This is a genomic window from Halobacillus sp. HZG1, from assembly GCF_035818575.1.
Taxonomy (GTDB): domain Bacteria; phylum Bacillota; class Bacilli; order Bacillales; family Halobacillaceae; genus Halobacillus; species Halobacillus litoralis.
In genome coordinates, this window is sequence record NZ_JAYLVQ010000061.1 from 1 (window position 1) to 19,131 (window position 19,131).

Sequence of the window (19,131 nt, forward strand, 5' to 3'; positions counted from 1 at the left end):
TTCGATAATGATCCTTGGTAAAGGGGCGAAGGGGAATGGCGAGACTCCTGCGGGAAAAAAGTGCTTGGTGAGACCCCACAGGACGCAGTCCGAGGAGGCTCACCGCGCTCCCGCGGAAAGCGAGCTATTCCCCGCAGCCCCACCTACTCATTAAAAGTCTCGAAACTGAGTCTTCAAGAAACCTGCCATATAGTTGAAGATCATTGTCATAGGTAAGAGACTATTTTATTGACGTTTTCACAGGAATTAGCTATATTAATAGTAACAAGGGGAGTAGCGACCGTATAATGCGGTTGGTGAATCGTCATTTCAGTGTGCAGACACTCGGTTCACCAAACTATGACCATAGTACGCAAGACCTTGGCCTGAACGAAACTAGGGCCAAGGTCTTTTTTTATTGGCTCAAAATCAAGGAGGAATACGATGAACTTTTTAATTTTCGCCATCTCAGCCGTTGTGGTCGTACTCGCTGCCGTACAGCTGAACCGTTATGGAGATGTCATCAGTCAAAAATCGAAATTGAGCGGAGCTGTTGTGGGAACCTTCCTTATAGCGGGGGCTACATCCTTACCGGAATTGACTACGAGTTTAACGGCCGTATATATCGACAACCCGGACATTGCCGTAGGGAATATGCTGGGTAGTAACGTATTTAATGTATTGATTCTGGCAGCGGTTGATCTTATGTATCGCAAACAGAAAATGTTCAACAGCATCCCGCCAAAGCATCACCTCCCTTCTGCCATTGCAGGGATTATCTTTACGCTGGTTGTTGTTGTCTCGCTATTGATGGGTTCAACGCTTTCGCTTTTTAATATAGGAATCGAAATGTTCATTCTCGTCGGCTTGTATATCCTGACCGTCCGATTTTTCGAAAATGATGAAGCAGAAGAGATGGACGAAGCAGCAGCCACTGGCAAAACGGTTTCCTTAAAAGGGGCAAGCATCGGTTTTGCAATCAGCGCTATTGTCGTTTTCGCTGCCGGAAGTGCCCTTTCGATATCCGGGGATCAACTGGCCCAGCAAACGGGAATGAGCTCAAGTTTTGTCGGAAGCTTCTTGATTGCTGCTTCCACCTCTCTGCCTGAACTCGTCACCGTCCTTGTGGCATTTAAAATGGGGAATTATGATATGGCGGTAGGCTCGATTTTAGGGAGTAACTTGTTCAACCTGCAACTTCTTGCCATCACAGACCTTTTCTATCAAAAAGGTCCGATTCTGAATGCGACATCAGACAGCAACCTCCCGATTGCCCTTTTATTCATTGGCATGATGGTGCTGACGATCTTCATGATGGTAAGAAAAAATGCGGAGAGCTTCACGCGCTATGCCGCTCCATCTCTCCTTATCGTAGTCACGTACTTCGTCTCTTCTTACTTTCTTTTCTAATTAAAAAATCCGCAGACTTCAATGTCTGCGGATTTTCTCTATAATACTTTACTTAAGAACTCCTGTGTTCTAGGATTTTGTGGATTCCCGAAAATATTATCAGGTACATCCTCTTCCATGATGATCCCTTCATCCATAAACAGAACCCGGTCGCCGACTTCGCGGGCAAATCCCATCTCGTGGGTGACGACCACCATCGTCATCCCTTCCTGCGCTAATTCCTTCATAACCGCAAGCACGTCCCCGACAAGTTCAGGGTCTAGCGCGGAGGTGGGCTCATCAAACAACATGATGCTTGGTTCCATCGCTAGCGAACGGGCGATGGCTACACGTTGTTTCTGACCGCCGGAAAGGCTTTCAGGGTAAGCGTCCGCTTTGTCACTCAGGCCGACTTTCTCAAGGAGCGGGCGGGCCACTTTTTCAGCTTCTGCTTTCTTCATTTTCTTCACTTTGATTGGACCGATCGTAATGTTATCAAGCACGGTTTTGTGCGGGAAAAGGTTAAAGTGCTGGAACACCATTCCGACACGGGAGCGGACATCATTGATATTGATTTTAGGGTCAGTCAAATTGTCTCCCTGAATGATGACCTCTCCGGAGGTGACTTCCTCAAGCAGGTTCAAGCACCGTAAAAAAGTACTTTTCCCGGAACCTGAGGGCCCGATGACACAGACCACTTCTTTTTCTTTGATTTCTGCATTGATTCCTTTCAACACTTCGTTGGAACCGAATGATTTATGCAAATCTTTGACGGTAATCATTACACATCCAGTCTCCTTTCAACTCGTCTCAAGTACACCGCTGTCGGTACCGTGATGATCAAGTACATCACACAAACCATCGTCAGTGCCTGGAAGGCTTGGAACGTCATTCCGTAATACTGTTGTCCCATATAAAGCAATTCCCCTACAGCAATGACGGAGAAAAGCGAGGTATCCTTCAAGCTGATGACAAATTGGTTTCCAAGCGGCGGAATCATCCTTCTGAACGCCTGTGGCCAGATAATGTACCGCATCGTCTGATTACGTGTGAGACCGATGGAGCGCCCAGCCTCTTCCTGTCCTTTATCAATCGAGTAAACCGCTCCCCTTACGATTTCCGCTATGTAAGCACCGGCATTAATGGCAATCGCTATGATGGAGGCCGTAATTTTATCAATGTTGATTCCGGTCAGGTCGGACAGACCAAAATAGATAAACAAAATTTGAGCAAGAATCGGTGTACCGCGGACCGCTTCTACATAGACCGTTGCAAGTCCGTATATGATCTTGTTTTTCGACAGTCGCGCAAAGCCAAAGACCGCCCCGAGCACAAATCCAAAAATCAATCCAACAAAGGTGATGAGTAGTGTCCATACCAATCCTTCAAGCAAAAAAGGCATGACACGAAAATAGTGCGATTCTGTAATGAACTCCATATATGTATTCGCTCCTTGTGTTTTGAATGGTGTGTGGGTTCATGCCAAGTATTCAATTCAAAAAGCGTAACAAGCCAATCACTTGCTACGCTTTTATGATCAGCTGCTTTATTACTCGGAAGATTCTGTGCCGTATTTACGCTCACCGAACCATTCTTCGTAGATATCATCGTACGTACCATTATCAATCAATGTCTTTAATGCTTCGTTCACATCACTTACAAGTTCAGAATCCTTAGGAAAAGCAATACCATACTGCTCCCCCTGCAAAATGTCTCCCGCTGTTTTTAATCCTTCAGAATCATTGGCTACATAGTACTGGACGTTAGGAACGTCATACATAACCGCATCCAAACGACCAGACTCAAGGTCCATATAAGCTTCAACGATTCCAGGGAAAGTAATTAATTCGGCATCCGGGTGGTTTTCTCTGATATACGTTTCACTTGTCGTACCAGAACGAGTCCCCACTTTCTTACCTGCAAGATCATCTTCGGATTGAATTTCATCATTATCTGCGCTGACCGCAAGCATCAGTCCAGCATCATAATAAGGATCAGAAAAATCGATGGTTTCTTTACGCTCATCCGTAATTGTCATACCAGCAATTCCGATGTCATAGCGGCCGGACTGCATACCAGCAACAACACCGTCAAACTTCATCGATTCAATCTCAATATTGAAGCCAGCTTCATCAGCAATCGCCTTGATCAAATCAATATCAAAGCCTTCCATTTCTCCCGTTTCTTCGTTCATAAACTCAAATGGGACAAAGTTATTATCCGTTGCCACCGTGTAAGTTTCTCCACCTGAATCACCGGAGTCTCCTGATGAGCCTGTCTCACTATCACTGCCACAGGCAGCAAGAAACAGAGTTAAAGACATGACCATAATGAATAAGTACCATTTCGCTTTCATCCATTTTCCCCCTTTTATTCTATGACCTCTATTATCTCAAATTTTACTACTCTTGCAAATTTTCTGAATAATTCTTTTGAAGGTCTTTTCAGCTGAAATCTACTATTCTATTCAACTTTCCTATCGATTGCTCAAAATTTCATTGTTTTTCACCAATTAACTCGTGATTACGACTCATTTTTCTTAAAAAATGGGATTAACCTCAGATTCAAAGGGAAATAGGGTATAATAGGGTAAAGCTCCTAATTTTGTGAAAAGGAAGGTTTTTCATGTCTGAAGAACATCTCATGGACTCAGAAGGATATTATTCTTTGAAGTCAGCCGCTCAGAAAATATTTGATGTGGTGACCCAAAGGTTAAATGTCCAGACCGCTTATGTAACGATGAGAGGTAAGAACGCGATGACCGTACTGAGTTCCTTAAATAAGAAAGAGGAAATCGTCCCTGAAGGGTTTACTATTGACTACGAGGAAAGCCACTGCCGCCTCATTATAAATGACCAAAACCATGTACTTAGAACAACCAACTTAATGGACGACCCACTCACTAACGAAATGAAAGCCTCAGCCCAACTGGAAGTTAAAGGGTACCTCGGTGTCACATTAAAAGATTTACGAGGGAATGTGTTCGGAACCCTCTGTGTGATGGACAAAGAAGAAAAACAATTCACCGATGAAGACATAGAATTTCTACAAACGATTGCAGCTGTACTTTCTCATATGATTGACCTTGATCAAACCCACTACAACATGAGATTAATGAATGTGCCGATCATACCAATCACAGAAGGTGTATCCGTCGTCCCTATCCAGGGCATCGTGGATGAAGAACGTGCGGACAAACTGATGCGAGACGTCCTTTTATACGGAAAAGAGCAGGATATTGATCATTTTGTATTAGATCTATCCGGTTTAGTAGTGCGCGATCAATTTTTCTCCGAAATGCTGCCTAAGCTCATTCACGCCTTGCAAGTAATGGGGATCAATACGATTTTAACAGGGATTACTCCGGAAGTAGCTCATAAAGAAATAGAAACGAATGTACTGTCCCCACACAAACCTAAAACGGTTTCTAATTTAAAGACAGCTCTTTCTACGATCGGTTTTCAATTAGTGGAAAGTCGTTAATCTTTTTACTTCATTCTATAAAAGTTTTCATAGGAAAAGCTCCACCATCTTTTGGTGGAGCTTTTTATTGTTTATTTCAACTTTTCTTTTTGAGAATCGGTAACTTCCCCTGTTTGACCATCAACCGTGATTTCGTATTCAAAGGAATCATCTTGAAATTCAAACTCGTAGTGCCCATCTTCAATTTCCATATTTTTCATTTCACTGCCCGAAGCTTCCTCTTTAGCAGCTTTCTCAGCTTCTTCTTCTGTTACTTTCATATCTTCAGCTGACGTTTCATTGGAATCGTCATCGCCACGCTCTACTTGTAAGACTTCTCCTGTGTTTGCGTCCACTTCCACTTCTGCCTCTTTGCCATCTTCTGTCTGACCTTCAAACTCATAGACGGATACACCGTCTTCTTTATCTTTTTCTACTTTATCAATCGTCAAACCATCTACTTCTTTTTTAGCGGTAGTTTCTGCTTCTTTTTGGGAAATCTCTACTTCACTTTCAGAAAACTGATCATCTCCGGAGACAGCACTCACACCGAAAGCTCCGCCGCCCAATACAACAATACTCGCAATACCGCCGATCAACCATTTTTTCTTCATTTTATTTCCTCCTCTTTGTTGTTCTACTATGACTATATCCACCAGAGATGAGAACAAAGAAAGAGGAAAATGAGAATTTGATGAGAAGTCAATCGTCCCATGTGACGGACATGATTTCACCTGTAAGGGCATGGACTTGGACCGTGGCTTCCGCTCCACCCGATCGCTCAATTTCTACGAGGTAAAAGGCTGGTTCTTCTTCTGATTCAAAATCGATATCATCCACTTCCCCCTCAATTTCATTCAGGGCGACAGCCTTTGCCTTTTCTTCTGTAATCGGCTCGGTTTGAGCGCTCTCAAACTTATCTTCCGGTGGTGAAGGTGAATCGTTGTCTTTGAAACTTTCAAGCGGCCTAATTTCAGAGATCCGGCCATCTGTTTTTATAACAACCACTTCATAAACACCTTCGTCCAATGCTATCGTTGCCAAGTAATGATCTTCCATCGAAGTGACATCCGTAATTTCACCATTGTATTGGGTTTGTACTTTTTCACGAACATCTGACTCTGATAAAGGCTCAGCACTTAAGCTCTGGTGAACCCACTGCCACCCGAGGATAATCAAGAGAGTGAGCAACGCTATGGAAATCAACACCTTAAGACGGTTAGCCATAAAACTCCCTCCTTCGTATCATCCTACTCTCTAAAAATGAGAACCCTCTGAGAGTGGCATAAGAATCGTGGCCGTGGTCCCTTTCCCTTTCTCACTGGAAAGTTGAATGTCAGCCTTGAGAGCTTGAGCCAACTCTTCAGCCAGCGAAAGGCCTAATCCATATCCTTCGGTCCTCGATTCCTCCACTTGGTAAAAGCGATCAAAGACTTTTTCAAGTTCTTTTTGCGACATCCCAATTCCGTGATCCATGACAAGGATAACCACGTGATCGTCTCTACTTTCTACGTTCACCTCGATCGGATCTTCACTATACTTTCGAGCATTATCCATAAAAATATAAAGCAGCTGCTTCAATTTCTGTTCATCGGTGGTTATATGAATTCCTTGAGGGCAGAAAAGATCAACTTTTCGCTGATAAGCTTTTTCAAAAGAAGAGACCGAGGTCTGAAGTAGATAAGACAAGTCAACGGACTCAAACTGAACATCCCAGTGTTCCTCTTTTCTTGCAAGGAGAAGCAGCTGTTCCGTAAGTCCACGCATTCGCTTCGCCTCTGAATGAATGGCTTCTACAGATTCTTGAAAAAGTTCCTCATCCTGTGTGCCTCTTCTCTTTAAAAGGCTTGCATAAGACTCAATGACCGTTAAAGGAGTCTTCAACTCATGAGAAGCATTAGAAACAAACTGCTCCTGCTTGTGATAGTTTTCTTCGAGCTGCACCATCATCTTGTTGAACGTATGAGCCATTTGAGCTAACTCATCTTTAGACTCCCTTTCATAAGGAATATGTTTAAACTGGCCACTGCCTCTGATTTGCTGCATCGTCTGAATCAATGAGCGGATCGGATGGACAATCAACCGGCTTAAAAGTCTGGAAGACAGGAAAAATGGGATCATCGCAAGAAGAGCGACGCTCATGAGCACAATTCTAAGAATATTTAAATTCTGTGCCGTCGCCTCCAAACTTCTCGTCAACTGAAAAGAGACGACCTCACCATTCGTCCATATGATCGGGATAGATACAAAAGCATAAGGGACACCTTCGTACCTACGAACCTCCGTTTTTTCCCCTGCTTCATATGGATACGCTTGTTCAATGAGGTCCTCCTGGCTCCCTCCCGTCAAGCTGACCTCCGAAGTTCCATCAGGAAGGACCAGCCGGATCATGCCATTGGCAGGAACATACGCTCTCAGAACGTCTGCGGACAGGGAATCAGAACGCTCATTAACGCCAGTCACAATCCGCTCTGCTTCCATTCTGGTTTGGTCCACATCACTATCGTAAACAATTTTACTGAAAGAGAAATAAACGGCTGCGCTGATCAGCACAAGAAGGAGAATGAACAGGCCTGTGGTGTAAACTTGAATCCGATTCCCCAGCTTCATCGTGGATCCTTCAAGACGTAGCCGACGCCTCTGACGGTATGAATCAGCTTCGTCTCGTATCCTTTATCCAGTTTGTTACGCAAATAACGGATATACACATCCACGATATTCGTATCTCCGTAATAGTCAAAACCCCATACCCCTTCTAAGAGCTGTTCACGGTTCAGCACTTGCCGCTTATTTTTCATGAGATAGACAAGAAGCGAGAACTCCTTGGCCGTCAACTCTATGGAATGTTCCCCCCGGTGCACTTCATGAGTGCTTACGTTCACAGTCAGGTCTTCAATGCTCATGACTTGTTGGTCAGACTTTGTCCGTAAAGCTGCTCGTATCCTTGCAAGCAGCTCCTCAATCTCAAAGGGCTTTGTTACATAATCATTCGCCCCAAGATCGAGCCCTGTCACCTTATCACTCACGGCATCCTTCGCCGTCAGCATAATGACCGGCGTATCCTCATCACCAGAACGAATCCTTTTGAGGAGGTCCGTGCCGCTCAAGCCCGGAAGCATAATATCAAGAAGAAGCAAGTCCCATTCTTGTTCGCGGTAAAGACGTAATCCTTCCATACCATCATGAGCTTTCGTCACTTGATAACCTTCAAATTCGAGTTCCAGCTCCAATACACGAGCGATTTTTGTTTCATCTTCAACGACTAAAATATGTGGTTTACTCAATGCTCATCCCTCATTTGTTTTGTTGCCTGTATTTTAGCATATAGGCAGGCTGAGGGTTGAATATTTAATAGGAATTCAGCACCTTTTGTCGTACGATTAAAAAAGAAAGGATGAATAGCATGATTATGAAGCAACGCACATTTCCAAGAGACATCGAACAACTGCAAGCCATCGAACGAAGACTTCCTGAAAACCATACCCACATGCCAAAAGTCAAAGAACACCTCAAAAACCGCCTCTCCGGTCACAAGGGAGAACTCGCTCTCAACTTTCCCCTCTCCTACCTTCCCGATCACTATCACATTTTCCATCACCTGCGCCTCTATGACGGCACCCACTACTTCCAAATCGATTGCCTGATTTTAACGAGTCAATGGATGTTGATTGTCGAAGCTAAAAATATGGGTGGGGAGTTGTTTTACAATCAAAGGTTCAACTTCCTATCCAGAACATGGGATGAAGGACCACAAACATTTTCTGATCCTGTTCTTCAAGTCCGCCGGCATCGCAGACAGCTCCAGCAATGGCTGCATATGAAAGGTTTTCCTAACATTCCTATTTACTGCCTCGTGGTCAACAGTCATCCTGGAACTTCGATAAACACAGATGACCCTTCTCTCGATATTGTAATCCGTACGGAAGCTCTTCCGGAAAAGGTGGATGAGATTAACTCTCAGCACAGCGATTTACAGAAGTTAAGTACCTCTTCTCTTCATTTGCTATCGAGCGAATTACTATCTAACCATACAGAAAATGAATTCGATTATATAAAATATTTCTCTTTATCTATAATAGACTTTAAACGAGGGGTATTTTGCACGTATTGTAACGCTCTTCCTATGATAAGGAAACACGGAACCTGGCAGTGCGGTAGTTGTCTCCATAAAGATCCAAAAGCGCACATTCCCGCACTGAAAGATTACTCATCACTTATTGGACTCAGGATTAATAACCGTCAAGGTAGAAGTTTTTTACTCATCAACTCACCATCTGCTATGCAAAATATACTAAGAGATATGAATTTAAGATCAGAAGGGGAATATAAAGGGAGAGTTTACTTTTTGAAGTAGTTTAATTGATATATTGCTAATTCAGCCGATATACCTTGCATTTAATTGATATATTCCATTTTTAATTGATAAAACCAAAATTTAACCGATATCCGCCTCTCTCAACAAACAAAAAAGACGACCTCATCAAGAGATCGCCTTACCACTTCGGCCCAGGATCAGCCTCCATCAGTAAATCTACCAAATGCACAGCTTCCATACCCAATCCTTCACGCTCCACCCCAAGCTTCATCTGAAGTTGACAGCCAGGATTGGATGTCACTACACCACCAGCACCGGTACCACACACATCCTGCATTTTCACGTCCAGAATATCCATCGCATCTTCATAGTTGGTGATATTATAAACCCCAGCCGACCCGCAGCAAAACTCCGGTCGTTCCAATTCGCGCAATTCCACCCCAGGAATGCGATGAATGAGATCCAGTGGTTCACTCGTCACCTTCTGTACGTTACGCAAATGACAGGAAGGTTGATAGGTAACGGTCTTCGACAATTCTTTTTCAAAAACAAGCCCGTCCATCTCAACCAGCACTTCAGAAATATCACGCACTCGTTCAACAAACCGTTCTGCACGCTTGTGCCACTCTGTTCCTTCTTCAAACAAATGCGTATACTCGACCAACCGCGCCCCACAGCCACCTGCATTGTTCACGATATAATCAAATCCTTCTTCTTCAAAAGCTTCAATATTCCGCTTCGCAAGTTCCACCGACTGATCGACTTTTCCTGTATGAGCGTGAAGAGCTCCACAGCACGTCTGGGCTTCTGGAAAAACAACTTCTGCTCCACTCCGAAGCAAAAGCTCGACGGTATTTTGATTCGTTTCAAAAAAGACGCTGTCCATCACGCATCCTTTAAAAAATCCGATCTTCGCCACAGCCGGCCGCTTACGCACGTAACGATCCACTCGCTCCCGACGGCGATTACTCGGCGCAGGCATGTTCGGCAAAGCCGCTTCGAATTCGTGAATATGAAGCGGCGCTCTTTTCGTCAAACCAAAGCGTTGGGATACCTTCTGCAAACCGCTCTTCTGATAAAGCCAAGTGGCATTTCCTAACGTATTCATCCACTTTGAAGAAGGAAAGAATGACTGGAACAAGAAATCCTCCACAATCCCGCGCGGCCTCTCTTCATCAATCACCCGTTTCGCTCCTTCAAAGATTTCTCCATACTGGACGTTCGTCGGACACACCGTCGTACACGCCATGCAGCCAAGACACTTCTCTATCGGCTCCTTTAAATCCTCCACAGAAGCTTTCCCTTCTGCCACCATCTTCACGAGATTGATCCGCCCTCTCGGCGAATGGGTCTCTTTTTCCATCGTTTCATACGTTGGACAGGCCGGAAGACAGTAGCCGCACTGGACACAGTCGAACGTTTTGTCATAGTTCAATCGTTCCTTCAGTGAACTAGTCATGGTGCAGCACCAACTTCTGTCCTTTTTCAGGAAAAACTTTGCCCGGGTTCAAGATGCCGTTCGGGTCCCAGCTGTCTTTGATGCGCTTCATCATATCCAGTCCGACTTCTCCTAGTTCAAGCTCCATGAACGGGGCCTTCATCGTACCGATCCCGTGCTCACCGGATAGTGTGCCACCGAGATCAAGGGCCGCCTGGAACATGTCCCCCACCGCTTTTTCAACAAGCTTCATCTCTTCCACATTCCGCTTGTCACACAAAATATTCGGGTGCAGATTGCCGTCTCCCGCATGACCAAAAGCGACGACGTCGAGGCCGTACTTCTCTTTGATGAGTTCTAACCGGTCCATAAAGTCCGGGATTTTGCTTCTTGGAACGGTCGCGTCTTCGGAGACTTTCGTCGGCTTAATCTTCGCAATCGCAGGTGACACTTGCTTGCGCGCATGCCAGAGCTTAGCCGCTTCCTCATCACTTTTCGGAATGATGATTTCCTTAGCGCCCATATCTTCCATAATCTCCTCGATCAGACCCCGCTCCACACGCAGCGTTTCCGGATGTCCATCGAGTTCAATGATGATGACAGCAGCGGCATCGACAGGCAGACCGACCGGCTGGAAGTTTTCGACGGCGACGATACACGCTTGATCCATAAATTCCATTTTCGCTGGTAAAATTCCTGAAGTCAGCGTCTGGGAGATGGCTTCCCCTGCTTTTCGCACTTCGTCAAAAGCGACCATGATCGTTTGCACAGCGGGCGGCTTCGGCATCAGCTTCAACGTAGCTCCGACGATGACGCCTAGCGTTCCTTCCGACCCGACGATCAGCTTCGTCAGATCAATGCCTGTGACATTCTTAATCGTCTGACCACCCGTCTTAATGATTTCACCTTCAGGCGTCACGACTTCCAACCCGAGTACGTGGTCCTTTGTTACTCCATACTTCAACCCGCGGGGGCCGCCGGAGTTCTCGGCAAGGTTACCTCCGATCGTAGCCACATGGGCACTGCTAGGATCCGGGGCATACATCAGCCCGTGTTGTTCGGCCGCTTTATTGATGTTTCCGGTCAAGACACTCGGTGTCACTTTCACCGTCAAGTCGCGCGGACTAAGGTCGATGACTGCTGGATATTGAGACATATCCAAAACAATCCCGCCGTGAACGGGAAGGGGACCGCCGCTCAGGCAGGTGCCCGAACCGCGCGGATGAACCGGTACTTTATAACGATTGGCAAGCTTCAAAACATCAGCGACTTCCTGTTTTTCTTTCACCTGTACCACAGCATCCGGCAGGTGTTCCCCAAAAGAAGCATCAAAACTGTAACTGTGACGGTCGGCCAAGGATGTTAATACGTGTCCTTCCGGAAGCAAAGACTGCAGCTCTTCCAACCACTTTTCCATACGATGATTCCTCCTTATCCCTTTGTTTTCTTCCCTTTCAACAAATCCATCACGTCGGTAATTTCATGAAAGTACTCAGAAGCCTTGTCCCACTGTTCGGTGACGACATTGACGAACAAAATGTCGATCATATGTAACTGGGCAAGACGGGAAGATGTCGCTCCACTTCGGAATGGAGCAGGGATCTCCCTTGAGGCAGAAATGTACAGCGAAACATCGGCATGTTCTGTAACGGGAGACTGTCCATAACGGGTCAAACTAATGGTCCGTGCTCCCTTCTTCTTTGCAATTTCCATGATTTTTGCTGTTTCATAGGTTTCACCGGAAAAAGAGATGCCGAAGACAACATCATTTTCTGTAACGTTGGCAATGTTCATCGCCGCATTATGCATATCCGTAAAAGCAGAGGTCGGTTTGTTCATCCGTAAAAATTTCTGTTGAGCGTCCTGAGCAATAATCCCGGACGCACCTACACCGAAAAAGTGGATTGATCCTGCTTCATTTAACAGCTTCACCGCTTCCGACAGCGTCCGGTAGTCGACCATTTCCGTCGTTTCGCGAATCGCCTGCAGACTGTTGCTTGTTATTTTTTCTACAATTGAATCGGAAGGTTCTCCCGGTTGGATATCGCGGTACCGCGCCTCCGGTTTCTTTTGTAAATCACCGGAGATCCTCAATTTCAATTCCTGCAAACCTTTCAGACCAAGAGACTTGCATAAGCGAATGACAGCGGCACTGCTCGTTGAGCTCAGTTCGCCGAGCTGTGTCGCTGTACAGTGGATCGCTTCATGAGGCTGATCCAGTATAAATTCGGCAATCTTTTTTTCAGAAGGCGGTAACTTATCTTTCATTTCATTAAGAATGACAAGTCCGCCGGTTAGAGAATTCTTCATTTGTTTCACCACACTTATCCTTTAATGGCTCCCTCAGTCATTCCTTTAACAATACGGCGTTGGAAAATCGCATACAACACGATAACAGGGACGATTGCAATGACGAGACTCGCAAACAGCGTTCCCCATGCATTCGTGTACTGTGTTTCATTACTAATATAATCAATCGCGAGTGCAAGCGTATAGTTTTCCTCTGTTTGCAGGAAGATGAGCGCCATAAAATACTCATTCCAAAACTGGATCATATTCATAATCGTAACGGTAATAATCCCAGTTGTCGAAAGTGGCGTAATGATTTTCCACAGGATGCCATACGGCGACATCCCATCAATCGCTGCCGCTTCTTCCAATGATTTTGGAATCGTTGCCATGAAACTCGTCAAAACGAAAATGCTGAACGGTAACTGGCTGACCGCATACACGATACTGAGCCCGAAGATGTTATCCAAGAGATTCAATTGCATCAATAGGAAAAACAACGGAATCCAGCCAAGGACCATCGGAATCATCATCGCGGAAATATAAAGCGTGAACAACAGCCGGTTTCCGCGGAAACGCATCCGCTCTAACGCATAAGACGTCGGAATCGCCATCGCAAGCGTCAGTGTCGCGCCAAGACCGGTGACGATAAAACTGTTGAACACACTCGCATCGATGTTGTAGTTGCTCCACGCATCGACGAAGTTACTGAAACTGAAGGATTCCGGCAGCCCCCATGGATTGGCGTAGATTTCCGCATTGGACTTGAATGCCCCAAGCACCATCCAGAAAATCGGATATAAGACGGCCAGAGACCAGATGATCAATGGGATACGTACGATCGTTCTTGAAAAAATACTCCCTTTTTGCACTCTATTCCCCTCCTGTCTTTTAGTACTCCACTTTCTCTCTTCTCATCAGGAATTGCATAATCAGTACGGTCACGAGAGACAGAATCAAAATCATAACCCCGATCGTTGCCCCGTATCCGAAGTTATATTTAACAAAAGCCTGTTCATATAAGTAGGAACCCATCACGTGTGTGGAGTTGTTTGGTCCACCTTTGGTCATGACCTGGACGATAATGAAGGACCCATTCAACGTCGTAATAATAATGTACAAAATAGATATCTTGATTTGCGGCCAGATCAGCGGTAAGGTCACCTTCCAAAACTGCTGCCACTCGGTGGCCCCATCGATTTCTGCTGCTTCATAATAACTCTTCGAAATGTTCGAAATCCCGCCCATCAGCATGAGCATGAACAACCCGATTCCTGCCCATACCGAAGGAAGCACTAAACTTGGTAAAGCCCAGTCTTCACTCCCAAGCCACGGCTGCGTCCAGCTTTCAAGGCCAATCAGTTCAAGACCTGAGTTCACAAGCCCGAGACTTGGATTATAGATGAACATCCACAAAATCCCGATCACGACGACGGACATGATATTCGGAAAGAAGAAGACAATCCGGTAAAAGGGAGCTTCTTTGATTTTCATTTGCGTTAAAGCTACCGCAAAAAAGGTAGACAGAATCATGATACCGAACACTTTTGTAATGACAAGAAAGTAATCGTGCCAGATGGTTCTCGGGATAATATCATCACTGAATAACCGGCGGTAATTATCAAAACCTACGAACTCGGCGAGTGAAGATGCCCCTGACCATTTGAAAAAGGAATAATAAAGACCATTGAACAAGGGGTACAACGTGAACACGGCAAACAAAATGAATGTCGGAACAAGACAAAAGGCAAGGAACAAGTTCCGCTGTCGTTTGGACTGGACCATTTACAACCACCTCTTTTTCTAGTTTGAATATGTTTTTACAAGCATAAGTCAAGCAACAGCAGGATGGTTTTCCCGCGGTTGATTGGCTTATGCCTTTAAGAAAAATGGAATGTGAAGACGTCCGCCTCCACATTCCACTTGTCCTTTACTCCAAACTGCTGCGGTATTCCGCTGCCGCTTGTTCAGCTTCCTCGACGAACTCTTCCGCTGTAATGTTACCGAGCATCAGAGAAACGAGCGAGTTGCTGATCGGCGTCTCAAGCTCTGAACTCATTGGGTGAGGCTTTTGATAGATCTGGACCTGTTCAGGGTCATTGATCATCTCGTTGGCATCAATCAAGAAAGAAGGCACTTCTTCACTTGAAGCAAGATCCACACCTTGCAAGTTCATGATGGCTCCCGTATGTTCAGAAAAACTCTTCGCGTATTCTTTTGTGAACACGAACTCAACAAAAGCTTTTGCTGCTTCCGGGTTTTCTGCTTTTTCAGCGATCGCTAATGGACGTAGGTCTGGAACAATCGCCGCTGGTTCACCTTCGTCCTGCATCGGAGAAGGAATGAATCCATATTCGAAGTCTTCCGGCGTATCATTCGCCATTTCATTCGGCAGCCAGAAACCGACCGGAATGAACGCATTGTCATGAAGCAGGAAGTTCATTTGGGACTGCGTATGGTTCAATGCACCAAAACCGGAGTCAATCATGCCCTCTTGCTGCATCTGTTCCACTTTTTTCATGACATTAAGGACAGGTTCACTCGTCCAGGCGCCTTCAGCACCTGTAATAACATCATTAAGTAACTCATCTCCACCTGCGGCACCAAAGGCAGGGTAAAGCATTCCGCGAAGGAAATAGTATGGATATTGTCCTGTCGTAACGAAAGGCTCAATGCCTTCATCTTCCTTAATCTGACTCATCGTATCCATGAAACTTGGGAAGTCTTTCGGTACATCCCAATTGTTTTCTTCAAACCAGGCATTGTCATACCATGTGCCCCATGTATCGAAGACAAGTGGTAAGCTGTAAATTTCCCCATCGTATTTAGCAGGATCAACAATGAAACTTTCACCTAAAGCGGAGCCATCCTCAAGCTCAACGCCGCTTAACCATTCCGACAAGTTCATAAGCTGACCATCTTCAACCATCTGTGTTTCGCTGGAACCGGCACCATCAATGTAGACGACATCAGGTGGGTCATCGGATACCCAGCGTGAACGCATTTCTTCATTAATATTAGGACCCGCGTGTTCCGTAATCGAGACATCCGGATATTCTTCCTGGAAATCGGCAATGACTTCTTTCCACCAGGAATCGCCATAACCACCGACAAAGTACTGAATTTCAAGCTCTCCCGAAACTTCACCGGATTCACCAGACTCTGAAGACCCTTCCGAACTGGATTCTTCTTCTGTGCCCTCGCTGTCTGTTTCTTCCGTTCCTGCACCAGGTGCACAACCGACCAACAACAAGAAAGCGAACAAAACCGCCATCATCAACCAAGCAGATGTTTTCCGCCACATGCTCAACATAAGCTCCCCCTTTTTGATTGAAAAATTTATTTGAAACCATGCAAGATGGTCTTCAAATCATTAAGATTCATTCATGGCCTTGCGTAAATTCCCCTCATTCTCCTGAAGCATTTTCACTGCTTGTTCATAAGAAACACTTCGCTTCAGCATGACAATCGCCGGCTTCACTTGCAGCTTTGCTTTTTTCAACGTTTCCTCAGCTTCCTCATAAGTCGCTGAGGTACACTCCATCAAAATGCTCTTCGCGCGTTCCCGCAGCTTGTGATTACTTGCATGGACGTCCACCATCAAATTCTCATAAACCTTCCCGAGTTTGACCATGGCAGTCGTACTCATCATGTTCAACACCATTTTGTGGGCGGTCGCTGCTTTCAAGCGCGTCGAACCTGTCAAAACTTCCGGCCCGACAACCACCTCGATCGGGCACTCGGCATAATCACTGATTTCGGAATGATGGTTGCAGGATAGAGAAATCGTATAAGCACCAATGGAACCTGCATGTTTGAGCGCTCCGATCGGGTAGGGCGTCCGGCCACTGGCCGTAATTCCGACCACGACATCGTTTGAAGTGAGTTTTTTTGCTTTCAAGTCGGCTTCCCCTTGAGCGGCATCATCTTCCGAATTCTCTTTCGCCTTTGTAAAGGCGTTGCCGCCCCCAGCCATGACCGCTTGAACAAGGTCGGGATCCACAAGGAAGGTCGGTGGACATTCCGACGCATCCAGAATACCGAGCCTTCCGCTTGTCCCTGCTCCTACATAAAAGAGTCGGCCACCCTTTTTTAATGAAGCGGAGATATGATCGACAGCTTTCGTAATCGCCGGCAAAACCTGTTTGACGGCTTCTGCGACTTTGTGATCCTCTTCATTCATGACTTTCAGTATTTCAGCAGTCGTCATTTCATCCATGTTTTTCGTTCGTTCATTTCGTTTCTCTGTTGTTAGGAACGTCAAGGAATTCGTCACTTTTGGCACCACCTTTTATTAATTATCCGGAATTGCTAACAGAGCTGCTCCAAACTCAGGTGGAGCATAGGCCTCTTTATATACGCCCAACCCTTTCGTTTCGATTTCTTGGATGAAATATTGTTTCAGAATTTTAGAATGCTTGAAAATAGACCCTGCCGCTGTAATCGCTGCATCTTTTTCAAAGCCGTGACGTGCGATACTTTCCACGTGTGAAACGAGCTGATCAGCAGCTTCCTTCAATATTTTCACTGCGACTTCATCCTGTCGTTCCGACGCTTCGATCACGCATGTCGCAAGCTTCGCTATTTCCTGTTTCTCATGAGTCCTGCCATACATGTGACGGACGAGACCTTCAGGCTTATGTAGACTTAATTTCTCTAAGATAAAAGGAGTGAGGAGCGTTTCCTCTCCACGTCCATCGGCGGCTTTCGCCACTGATGATAACGCTTTCAAAGATAGATAATATCCACTTCCTTCATCACCAATTAAATGCCCCCAACCGCCGCATTTATGAATTTCCCCTTCAAGGTTTACCCCAATAGCGTTCGATCCCGTCCCTGAGATGACGAGAATCCCAGACTTGTCTGTCAGAGAAAGTGCCCCTTTCAAAGCGGCTAAGCTATCAGATCCAATAAATGAGTTTAAATTTTCAGATAATGATAGATTCCAAAAAATATTCCGCACAATCCTTTTCATTTGCTCTTCGTCCTCTGGTCTTCCAATACCAGCCAGTCCGAAGCCAATGCCTATGACCTGTGCAGAATCTACGTTGAATGTTTGTAATCCTTTTTCAATCAGAGCCGTTAAGCGGTGACCCGCTTCCTCAAAACCAATCTGATGAGGGTTGGTCCCTGACCCCTGGATGACTTTTGGTTGTTCCGGGTATGTACATTGATTTGCTTCAAGGAACAGGCACGTCGTTTTCGTCCCGCCTCCATCTATTCCAATCACATAGTTCATGGACATCCTCCAAATCTTTGTTGGCTCTATTATAAAATTTATGAATTTTTATGTCAACATACGTTTTAAAATATTGTAATTATATTTCAATAGCACTCTAGTAGAAATCTATAAAAAGTAAAAAAGGGCGGACCAGGTCATCCAATATCTGGATGACCTGGTCCGCCACTTTTTCACATATTCCCGAATCATGATTTGGATTTATTTGTGAATCGACACTCGGGATAGTTCATACACCCTTTATAGGCCCCATATTTGCCGATGCGATCAATAAGTCCTGCTCCGCAATCCGGACAAATCATTCCGTTTACAAGTTGACGCCTATGTTCGTGTTTCTCCTTAATTTTAATAATATGATTTTCTCTCATTTGTCTATCTTCAATTTTATGGTGGTGTAACTTATAGATGATTCCTTTCATATTGGCATTGGATATAAGCCTTTCATCATACATTTTGATTGTATTCAATAAGTGAGAGGTATTCACAACATGCACCATAGGGGAAGTTATGGTTATGTTTTCCAACGTAGATTTAGAGCTGAAAGATATAACCGAACAAAAGGGATGGGTGTAAGTTTTCCCCAATACTTCTTCTAAGCCTTTTATGTGACCATAGTTCTGGTGGATAGGATTCATGAACGTATGTTTCTTCTTATAGATGACCTGTGTCCACTTTTTACATTTTTCATCACCAAAAATCCATCCTTTATAATTTTTCGTCTCAATGACAAAAACACCATAGACCGAGACAACTACATGATCAATTTGAGTGGTTCCCTTTTCCGTCTTCAGCATTAAATCATTCATGACATAATACTCACTCTCATTCAGTCGTTTAAGTAGAAGAGAAACCTTCGCTTCCCCAATTTTCCCTTTAACCACTGGATTAGCAAGGATTCCACGTATCAACATTAAAACCAAAAGCACAATAAAAAAGAACACATAATCTCCTCCAAAAGCATGATGTTTGACCTACATCATTAATATCGGCAGAGATCCCGTTATGTAAAAAACACCACAC

At 45.0% G+C, this 19,131-nt stretch carries 19 protein-coding genes; 3 read left to right on the forward strand and 16 right to left on the reverse strand.

The features are described 5' to 3' along the window. Positions 1–423 precede the first annotated feature (423 nt). Positions 424–1,389, forward strand: a complete 966-nt coding sequence (locus tag VKA52_RS09240; protein ID WP_326315282.1) for a sodium:calcium antiporter — start codon at positions 424–426, stop codon at positions 1,387–1,389. A 38-nt stretch (positions 1,390–1,427) separates the two neighbouring features. Here the strand turns inward: VKA52_RS09240 and VKA52_RS09245 are convergent, their stop codons facing one another. The 3 genes from VKA52_RS09245 to VKA52_RS09255 all read right to left on the reverse strand — a co-directional run bounded on the left by VKA52_RS09245 (position 1,428) and on the right by VKA52_RS09255 (position 3,724). Further along, complete coding sequence (locus tag VKA52_RS09245; RefSeq protein ID WP_160911382.1) at positions 1,428–2,150, reverse strand: amino acid ABC transporter ATP-binding protein; 723 nt, start codon at positions 2,148–2,150, stop codon at positions 1,428–1,430. Beyond that, positions 2,150–2,806, reverse strand: coding sequence for an amino acid ABC transporter permease (locus tag VKA52_RS09250; protein WP_115822824.1), 657 nt, complete (start codon positions 2,804–2,806; stop codon positions 2,150–2,152). The genes VKA52_RS09245 and VKA52_RS09250 overlap by 1 nt, the downstream gene beginning before the upstream one ends. Before the next feature lie 111 nt (positions 2,807–2,917). Then, a complete protein-coding gene (locus VKA52_RS09255; RefSeq protein ID WP_326315286.1) occupies positions 2,918–3,724 on the reverse strand; it encodes a glutamine ABC transporter substrate-binding protein in 807 nt (268 codons plus the stop codon). A gap of 269 nt (positions 3,725–3,993) precedes the next feature. Between VKA52_RS09255 and VKA52_RS09260 the strand changes: the two genes are divergently transcribed. Next, positions 3,994–4,851, forward strand: coding sequence for a GAF domain-containing protein (locus VKA52_RS09260; RefSeq protein WP_326315288.1), 858 nt, complete (start codon positions 3,994–3,996; stop codon positions 4,849–4,851). A gap of 71 nt (positions 4,852–4,922) precedes the next feature. Here VKA52_RS09260 and VKA52_RS09265 read toward each other — a convergent pair whose 3' ends face one another. The 4 genes from VKA52_RS09265 to VKA52_RS09280 all read right to left on the reverse strand — a co-directional run bounded on the left by VKA52_RS09265 (position 4,923) and on the right by VKA52_RS09280 (position 8,114). Next, positions 4,923–5,444 (reverse strand): PepSY domain-containing protein, encoded by a 522-nt coding sequence (locus VKA52_RS09265; RefSeq protein ID WP_160911376.1) that lies wholly within the window; start codon positions 5,442–5,444, stop codon positions 4,923–4,925. Between the two features lie 88 nt (positions 5,445–5,532). Further along, positions 5,533–6,057 (reverse strand): PepSY domain-containing protein, encoded by a 525-nt coding sequence (locus tag VKA52_RS09270; RefSeq protein WP_326315291.1) that lies wholly within the window; start codon positions 6,055–6,057, stop codon positions 5,533–5,535. 30 nt (positions 6,058–6,087) lie between these two features. After that, positions 6,088–7,440 carry a sensor histidine kinase gene (locus tag VKA52_RS09275; protein ID WP_326315293.1) on the reverse strand — a complete coding sequence of 451 codons (1,353 nt, stop codon included), beginning with the start codon at positions 7,438–7,440 and terminating at the stop codon, positions 6,088–6,090. Then, complete coding sequence (locus VKA52_RS09280; RefSeq protein WP_326315295.1) at positions 7,437–8,114, reverse strand: response regulator transcription factor; 678 nt, start codon at positions 8,112–8,114, stop codon at positions 7,437–7,439. Before VKA52_RS09280 ends, VKA52_RS09275 begins: the two co-directional genes overlap by 4 nt. A 125-nt stretch (positions 8,115–8,239) precedes the next feature. Here VKA52_RS09280 and VKA52_RS09285 point away from each other — a divergent pair, with 125 nt between their 5' ends. Further along, entirely contained in the window at positions 8,240–9,184 is a 945-nt protein-coding gene (locus VKA52_RS09285) for a nuclease-related domain-containing protein (protein ID WP_326315297.1), read from the forward strand. A gap of 139 nt (positions 9,185–9,323) precedes the next feature. Here the strand turns inward: VKA52_RS09285 and VKA52_RS09290 are convergent, their stop codons facing one another. From VKA52_RS09290 to VKA52_RS09330, 9 genes are all read right to left on the reverse strand, one after another. Continuing rightward, entirely contained in the window at positions 9,324–10,604 is a 1,281-nt protein-coding gene (locus tag VKA52_RS09290) for a (Fe-S)-binding protein (RefSeq protein ID WP_326315299.1), read from the reverse strand. Then, a complete protein-coding gene (locus VKA52_RS09295; RefSeq protein ID WP_326315301.1) occupies positions 10,597–12,000 on the reverse strand; it encodes an FAD-binding oxidoreductase in 1,404 nt (467 codons plus the stop codon). The genes VKA52_RS09290 and VKA52_RS09295 overlap by 8 nt, the downstream gene beginning before the upstream one ends. 14 nt (positions 12,001–12,014) lie before the next feature. After that, the gene (locus tag VKA52_RS09300; protein ID WP_115893795.1) at positions 12,015–12,893 is read right to left on the reverse strand and encodes a MurR/RpiR family transcriptional regulator; all 879 of its coding nucleotides are present in this window, start codon (positions 12,891–12,893) and stop codon (positions 12,015–12,017) included. A 14-nt stretch (positions 12,894–12,907) separates the two neighbouring features. Beyond that, positions 12,908–13,744, reverse strand: coding sequence for a carbohydrate ABC transporter permease (locus VKA52_RS09305; RefSeq protein ID WP_089651246.1), 837 nt, complete (start codon positions 13,742–13,744; stop codon positions 12,908–12,910). Between the two features lie 19 nt (positions 13,745–13,763). Continuing rightward, on the reverse strand, positions 13,764–14,657 hold the full coding sequence (locus VKA52_RS09310) for a carbohydrate ABC transporter permease (RefSeq protein ID WP_160911363.1): 894 nt from the start codon (positions 14,655–14,657) through the stop codon (positions 13,764–13,766). 145 nt (positions 14,658–14,802) lie between these two features. After that, complete coding sequence (locus VKA52_RS09315; RefSeq protein WP_160911361.1) at positions 14,803–16,185, reverse strand: ABC transporter substrate-binding protein; 1,383 nt, start codon at positions 16,183–16,185, stop codon at positions 14,803–14,805. A 60-nt stretch (positions 16,186–16,245) separates the two neighbouring features. After that, positions 16,246–17,148 (reverse strand): N-acetylmuramic acid 6-phosphate etherase, encoded by a 903-nt coding sequence (gene murQ, locus VKA52_RS09320; protein WP_326315305.1) that lies wholly within the window; start codon positions 17,146–17,148, stop codon positions 16,246–16,248. A gap of 18 nt (positions 17,149–17,166) precedes the next feature. Beyond that, positions 17,167–18,111 carry an N-acetylglucosamine kinase gene (locus VKA52_RS09325; protein ID WP_326315307.1) on the reverse strand — a complete coding sequence of 315 codons (945 nt, stop codon included), beginning with the start codon at positions 18,109–18,111 and terminating at the stop codon, positions 17,167–17,169. Positions 18,112–18,299: 188 nt separating this feature from the next. Next, a complete protein-coding gene (locus VKA52_RS09330; protein ID WP_326315309.1) occupies positions 18,300–19,052 on the reverse strand; it encodes an NERD domain-containing protein in 753 nt (250 codons plus the stop codon). Positions 19,053–19,131 lie beyond the last annotated feature (79 nt).